Origin of the sequence: Pantoea sp. SJZ147 (genome assembly GCF_007828605.1) — a bacterium.
In the GTDB taxonomy this organism is placed as follows: domain Bacteria; phylum Pseudomonadota; class Gammaproteobacteria; order Enterobacterales; family Enterobacteriaceae; genus Pantoea; species Pantoea allii.
In genome coordinates this window covers 262,992-269,457 of record NZ_VIVB01000007.1, presented here as the reverse complement: position 1 = coordinate 269,457, position 6,466 = coordinate 262,992, and the positions used below count along the sequence as shown (strand labels likewise).

The window sequence follows — 6,466 nt, the reverse complement described above, 5'->3', positions numbered from 1 at the left end:
TCTGCTCTGGCGTGTAGTTAATCCGAGTTCTTCGTTTCATGGCAACGTCCCCCTTGATTAAGGATAGCGTTGCATCGACCCATTGAACTCACAGCGAAAAGCGGACATAATATTCTCTGGTATCAGATGGCGGGCCCTTCAACCAGCACAAACGTTCCGTTCGCAGCGCCTGCGCGTATTAACCTGGCCGCCTGATATTTCGGGCTCTCATAAAAACGTTTTGCCTCGGCAAAAGAAGCGAACTCAAAAACAACGTGTCGTTCATGTGATTCGCCCTCAAGGTTTTCGTACTGCCCGGACCAGGCAATTATCTTTGGACTGAATTCCTGCATTGCCTCTCCGGCTGCACGGGCATATTCAGCGTATGCAACCGGGTCGGATACCGTCACGTGAGCGATTAAATAACCTTTATTCATTTTTTTATCCTTTGTAAGGGGTTGTGTTTCAGCCTAAGCACACAGACATGCGTGAATACGCCGAAGTAATTACAGGGTTCCGGGGTTAATTCTGTGCTTTAAAAGTGCAAGGTTTCGGGTAACGCTCTGCATCCTGGTGTTCAATCATCCACCCAGGGTAATGAGAAGGCATAGCGCTTATCGCATCAAGATGCGCAAGTTCTTCTGCTGTCAGAATGATGTCTGTAGCGCCAAGATTATCGGTAAGCTGGGCGACCCGTTTTACACCGATAATTACGCTGGTAACCCAGGGTCTGGGAAGTAACCATGCCAGCGCGATCCTGCTTACCGATACAGCGCGTTTACCTGCAATGGCACGCATTTCGGCAACGCATCGCCACGCCAGATCGCGATCGACGGGGGGAAATCGAATTTGCTGCGGCGGGCATCTCTCTCTGCCGCAGAATCGGGACCAAATTTTCCGGAAAGTAAACCACCGGCGAGGGGCGACCAGACAAGGAGCCCCATTTTCTCTTCGCGGATTAGCGGCACCAGTTCCCGCTCCACGTCACGGCCGGCAACAGAGTAATACGCCTGAAGCGTCTCAAACCGGGTGGCGTGAAGCGCTTCACTCAGGCCAAGCGATTTACCCAGCCTGCCTGCAGACCAGTTCGATACGCCAACATAGCGGACCAGCCCCTGTCGTGTGAGGTCGTCAAGAGCCCGCAGTGTTTCTTCAATCGGGGTGACCGGATCACTCGCATGTATCTGGAACAGATCAATATAATCTACCTGCAGTCTTTCCAGACTTCGCGGAACTGAATCCATAATGTGCCCGCGTGAGGCACCTTTATCGTTAGGTCCGGGTCCCATAACGCCCCCCCGTCTTTGTGGCGAGAATGATATCGCTTCGTCTCACTCCAAGCTCTTTGAGTGCAGCTCCCGTGATACGCTCGGAATGACCGAAGGAATAAATATCAGCAGTATCAATAAAGTTAATACCGCCGGTTAATGCCATCGCGATAATCTGGTTCGCTTCTTCCTGAGCAACAGCACCGATTGATGACCACATGCCCGCATTCGCATTACCGCCGAAGGTCATCGTACCGAGGCACAATTCTGAAACAAATAGGCCTGTCCGGCCAAGCTGATTATATTTCACCTGAAAAGCCTTTTTTTATTTGATGGCTTTATGCATTAACAGGATGAAACTGCGCTGCAATGTTTGCAACGCGTGCTCCATACCGTCGTGCCGTTTCAAGGTCACCGGATGACATCTCTTCGGGCGACGCATCAGCGGGGGTCTGAGCCATAGGACCGATATTAGATCCTATCCGGTTAAGGCCATCACGCAACGACGCTTTTGTATTGGATGATTTGATATCCATATTGACCCAGATACCACCGTGCTGACCGGCCATCAAAAAGAAATAAGCCAGGGTACTCAGCTTGTCGCCATTGATGCTGGCGCTGTTGGTAAAACCACCAAAAATTTTGTTTACCCACTTACTCTCAAACCAGGGGTTTGATGAGGCATCGGCAAATTTTTTAAACTGCCAGCTTGGTCCTCCCATGTAAGTTGGCGAACCGAGCAGAATGACATCAGCCTCGCTAATTTTTTCCCATTCGTGCTCAGCAATATTTCCTTCGGAGTTGATGGCTATCAGCGTGGCACAGGCGCCTTCCGCCACAGCCGCTGCCATCCGCTCCGTATGCCCGTAGCCAGAATGAAAGATGACAACGGCCTTAATGGTTTTAAGGGGGTGAGACATTTTGATTACCTCGGGAAAGAGTCAGGGGAATACACGGTGTAAATGCAGTCTATTTGGTATTAACATCCCCATAAATGACTCAAAAAATAACGTACTGTTTCTCTGATGGTGAACAATGAAGAATCTCAATACACTCATCATTTTTGCGCGTGTGGCAGAAATGAAAAGCTTTACCCGGGCAGCTGAAAGTCTGGGTATCAAGAAAGGACGTGCCTCAACGGTTGCCGTAGTAAGTCTCACCGGGCGAAAAAGGTGAGGTTTTGATGAATGCACAAACCTGTCTGCAGTATTGCTTTTCTCCCCTTAATTTAACGGCCGCCCGTTCGGCATGCTGACAGATTGCCTGCCTCATGTGTTCATACTCGGTAACCCTTTCGCCAAAAGAACGGGAGCACACGATCTGTTGCTTCGCCGGCGGTGCCTCTTCCAGACTGATACAGCTCACGCACCGTTCGCTCCAGAACGACGCTGAAGTGTTTACGGATCATTGCAGGATTGGCGCGGGAGAGCTCCAGTGCGGTTGTAATTCCCATGCTGTTCAGTTTTTTGGCAATGCGCCTGCCGACTCCCCAGACCTCCTCAACGGGCTGGCGGGCCAGCATCTTCTCAGCCCGGACGTGAGACGTAATGGCCAGCACACCACCAAACTGTGGCCACTCCTTGCTGCTCCACTGGGCTGATTTTGCTAGCGTTTTGGTTTTGCCTATACCGACCCCAACCGTAAGGCCGGTATGTTCACGCACACTGCGCCGGACTTTGCGGCCAAACGTCTCGAAGTCCGTGCAAAAATCGATTCCACGAACGTCCAGAAACATCTCATCAATCGAATACTGTTCCACGCGAGGTGACAGAGCCTCTAAAACGCTCATTACCCTGTTCGACATCGAGGCGTATAACGCATAGTTAGAGCTAAATACATGAATTTTAACAGGTAAATTCTCGTTTTTAATCTTAAACCAGGGTTCGCCCATTCGTACATATTTTTTACTTTATATGTTATTTGGAATTGGGTGTAATTTGTACAAATGGTGTTCTGTTCAGGGGGAAGGGTTATGCAGAAAAAGTTATCTTACTCACTGCCTTTTCTTACAGGCAACCCTTCGGCGTGCAGGTGGATAAAGCTGCAAAGCGACCTGTTACTTGCGGCAAACACTGTCAATGCTTATGCCCGCGGAATCAATGACTGGCTCGCGTTTTACCACTCTTACGGGCAAAAACCATGTGAGGCAAAAAGTGATACAGTGGCACTATATATCCGCACTCTGCATGATGATCGTAGACTTGCTGTTTCAACCATCCGTCATCGTGTCACTATTGTTCGACTTTACTGTGACTTCCTTTGCGAAGAGGGGATTCGGGAATCCAATCCTGTCAGACGGGGTTTTTGGAAAAACGGGGGAAAAGGCGTTGCAGGTCTCGTGCCGGTGCAGCGCCTACTACCGTGGATTCCGGAGACGGAAGGCTGGCAGCGCTTCCTGAACGTTGCTGCACAGGCTGACATTCGTACCCGTTTCATGCTGGCGTTGGCCTATGACTGCGCTTTACGGCGGGGGGAACTCTGCACAGTGTCCACTGGTGATATTGACCCGTCAAGGAGGCTGCTCACTGTGCGGGCAGAGAACACCAAAAACCGTTGTGCGCGTGTAGTACCTTATTCACCGGTTACCGGAGAACTTTACGCCGCCTGGCTGGCTGAACGTCGTCTGCTCAGTACGACGCGCGGTCCGCTATTTCTGTCTCGTTCACCGCGTAACCGTGCAGAGCCTGTCACTGGCTGGACCTGGTCAAAGGTGGTCCGGCGCCTTGCACTCGGTGCCGGCCAGCCTCTTATCAGTACGCACACGTTCCGCCATCTCTGCCTGACGGAATTGGCCCGTGCCGGGTGGGATATTCATGAAATTGCCGCTTTTGCTGGCCACCGTCGTGTTCAGTCAACAATGCTGTACATTCATCTGAGTGCACGTGACCTGAGCAGCCGGTTCAGTTGCACAATGACATCACTGCATGATTCCTGGCTCTCAGTACTGAAGTAACAGTGGGAATATCTATCATGATGCGATCCGGACAAACTGCACCCTGTGCAGAAGAAACTGTGACTATTCCTGACTCCCGCTGGGACACACGCCCTGAGTTTATTTCCGGCGAGGCTGAGGCGCTGGATGCACTGGTAAGTCACTTCCGCAAGGGCGGAAAGAACTGGCCACATCATATACTGAAACGACTTTCCCGCCTTCTTTTGCCGCTACGCTATACGCTGATAAGGATGCATGCGGCCAGAGCGCCGTATAATTCAGCTATTCACGATATAACTTTGGAAATGCAACGTCTGCGAAAAACATACTGGGCCTGGACACAGACAGAATGGTCAGAAGTCATCTGCAGTACTGAAGGTGAATTTCACCGCAGGTTTGGTGCCAGCGGTAACTGTCGGCAGTACGTTATGGCACTGGCATGGCTTCTATGTGGTTTTGACCGGCTGGATTCCTGTGGCGTTTTCTATCAGTACCGACTTTGTCTCAAGGTATTTGGCCGACAGTGCACCGATAGTGCTGTGAACCGACTCGACAGAATGATGCAGAGGCTGGGGTATGTGCAGGGAGATGGCCGGAACAATGGCATAAGAAATGCCATGTGTATGGCAATGCTCATCCAGAGGGAACCCGTTCCGGAAAAGCTGAAAACAGAGACACTTAAACACATTTCGGCAGTCGGGCCTGTTTATCTCCGAAAATTTTCTGCCACGCTGTCACGCATCCTGGCTGCGGCAGATACAGCAGTTGAAGGGTTTGATCATCGCGTTACGGAGCGTCGCCGGCCTCCCCGTGAGTATGTTGCGGTGGCCGATGTTCCGGCAGAATGGTTGTCTTGGTGTGAACGGTGGCGTGTTACCTCGGTACTCCGGCCCGCATCCATTTTGTCTGCGTGGTACGTCCTACTGAAATGTGGCCGCTGGCTGGCAGAATGTCATCCGGAATGCCTGTCGCCAGCCAACTGGACGCGTGAGACGGCAATGAACTGGGTGACAGCAGTATGCAGGATGAAAGTGGGAGAGTGGTCAAATCCTTGCGGCATGTACCGCGATCGTCGTGGAATGACAATGAAACCTGCTGCACGGACAAGTCTACTTGGACATGTCCACGCTTTTTTTCATGATCTGCAGGAATGGGGCTGGATACCGGTGCAGTTCAGCCCGGAAAGAATACTCCGGCCACCGCGCAGTCTGACGTCGCTTACGGGGCCTGATCCGCGCCCCGTAGCAGACGATATATGGTGCAGGTTGCTTCACGCGGGGCAGACTCTTCAGGAGACGGATCTGAAACCCTCCGCTACTTATCCTGCTTTTTATCCGCTGGAAATGGTGCGTGCCCTCAGCATACTCTGGCTTTTTGGTGGTCTGAGACGAGATGAAATCCTGAGGATGCGGTGCGGTTGTATCCGCTGGCAGCGGAAAGAAGATGATGATTCGCGCCGTATCTGCCTGCTGGACGTACCGGTCAGCAAGACATGCGCGGCATTCACAAAACCAGTTGACCCGGTTATAGGGGAAGCGATTGAACAGTGGGAGCGGATGAGAAGTACGCATCCTCTTCAGGAAGATCCTAAAACCGGTGAACGTGTACATTTCCTGTTCATGCATCGTGGAAAGCGCATACATACAGGTTACATTAACAATTCTCTTATCCCTTTGCTCTGCAGAAAAGCAGGAGTACCTGAGAGTGATACTAAGGGAAAGATAACGAGTCATCGTGCGAGAGCCACAATGGCCACCCAGCTTTACAACGCCAGGGAGCCGCTGGATATTTTCGAGCTTCAGAAATGGCTGGGACATGCGTCACCAGAATCTACCCGACATTATGTCGAAATCACGCCGACAAAACTTGCAGGGTCTCTTGAAAAGGCGGGTTACTTTGAACGTAACCGTCGTATGGTTTCTGTGCTGATAGATCAGGATGTTATAGCCACAGGGCAGTCAGTTGGAGGCATGCCATGGCGTTATTATGATCTGGGACATGGTTTGTGCTCATATGATTTCTTTGAACAGTGTCCCCATCGCATGGCATGTGCAAAATGTTCATTTTATCTGCCCAAATCATCTTCAGAAGCGCAGTATGTTGAGGGACAACGAAATTTACTGAGGCTGATGCAAGAGATACCACTGACTGAAAGCGAAAGGGCTGCAGTTGAAGATGGTGTTGAAGCAATGAAAAAACTTACGGACTCACTGCGAAATGTGGCATCTCCAGATATTGATAACGAGAGAAGATGAAGTATTTTAAATTTTATAATCCCTCTAAACAT

At 50.9% G+C, this 6,466-nt stretch carries 4 protein-coding genes and 4 pseudogenes; 4 read left to right on the top strand and 4 right to left on the bottom strand.

Features of this window, described 5'->3' with window-relative positions; all coding sequences use genetic code 11:
- Positions 1-122: 122 nt before the first annotated feature.
- The 3 genes and pseudogenes from FBY13_RS12610 to FBY13_RS12600 all read right to left on the bottom strand — a co-directional run bounded on the left by FBY13_RS12610 (position 123) and on the right by FBY13_RS12600 (position 2,167).
- On the bottom strand, positions 123-416 hold the full coding sequence (locus FBY13_RS12610; RefSeq protein ID WP_145394310.1) for a DUF1330 domain-containing protein: 294 nt from the start codon (positions 414-416) through the stop codon (positions 123-125).
- Between the two features lie 85 nt (positions 417-501).
- Positions 502-1,557 (bottom strand): annotated as a pseudogene (locus FBY13_RS12605) (aldo/keto reductase).
- A gap of 28 nt (positions 1,558-1,585) precedes the next feature.
- Positions 1,586-2,167, bottom strand: coding sequence for a flavodoxin family protein (locus tag FBY13_RS12600; RefSeq protein ID WP_145394309.1), 582 nt, complete (start codon positions 2,165-2,167; stop codon positions 1,586-1,588).
- 115 nt (positions 2,168-2,282) lie between these two features.
- On the opposite strand from FBY13_RS12600, the pseudogene FBY13_RS23735 reads away from it, so the two are divergent.
- Positions 2,283-2,390 (top strand): annotated as a pseudogene (locus FBY13_RS23735) (LysR family transcriptional regulator); the annotation flags it as partial.
- Here FBY13_RS23735 and FBY13_RS12590 read toward each other — a convergent pair.
- Positions 2,388-3,144, bottom strand: a pseudogene (locus tag FBY13_RS12590) (DNA polymerase V subunit UmuC); the annotation flags it as partial. The pseudogenes FBY13_RS23735 and FBY13_RS12590 overlap by 3 nt on opposite strands.
- A gap of 48 nt (positions 3,145-3,192) precedes the next feature.
- Between FBY13_RS12590 and FBY13_RS23730 the strand changes: the two are divergent.
- The 3 genes and pseudogenes from FBY13_RS23730 to FBY13_RS23445 all read left to right on the top strand — a co-directional run.
- A pseudogene (locus FBY13_RS23730) lies at positions 3,193-3,507 on the top strand (site-specific integrase); the annotation flags it as partial.
- Between the two features lie 84 nt (positions 3,508-3,591).
- Positions 3,592-4,200: a site-specific integrase gene (locus FBY13_RS23725; RefSeq protein ID WP_227008690.1), complete on the top strand. Its 609-nt coding sequence runs from the start codon at positions 3,592-3,594 to the stop codon at positions 4,198-4,200.
- Between the two features lie 59 nt (positions 4,201-4,259).
- Positions 4,260-6,434 (top strand): tyrosine-type recombinase/integrase, encoded by a 2,175-nt coding sequence (locus FBY13_RS23445; protein WP_255474488.1) that lies wholly within the window; start codon positions 4,260-4,262, stop codon positions 6,432-6,434.
- The last annotated feature ends 32 nt before the right edge of the window (positions 6,435-6,466 follow it).

Coding starts and splice junctions, on each gene's coding strand:
- FBY13_RS12610 (WP_145394310.1), bottom strand. CDS start 416: ATGAATAAAGGTTATTTAATCGCTCACGTGACGGTATCCGACCCGGTT.
- FBY13_RS12600 (WP_145394309.1), bottom strand. CDS start 2,167: ATGTCTCACCCCCTTAAAACCATTAAGGCCGTTGTCATCTTTCATTCT.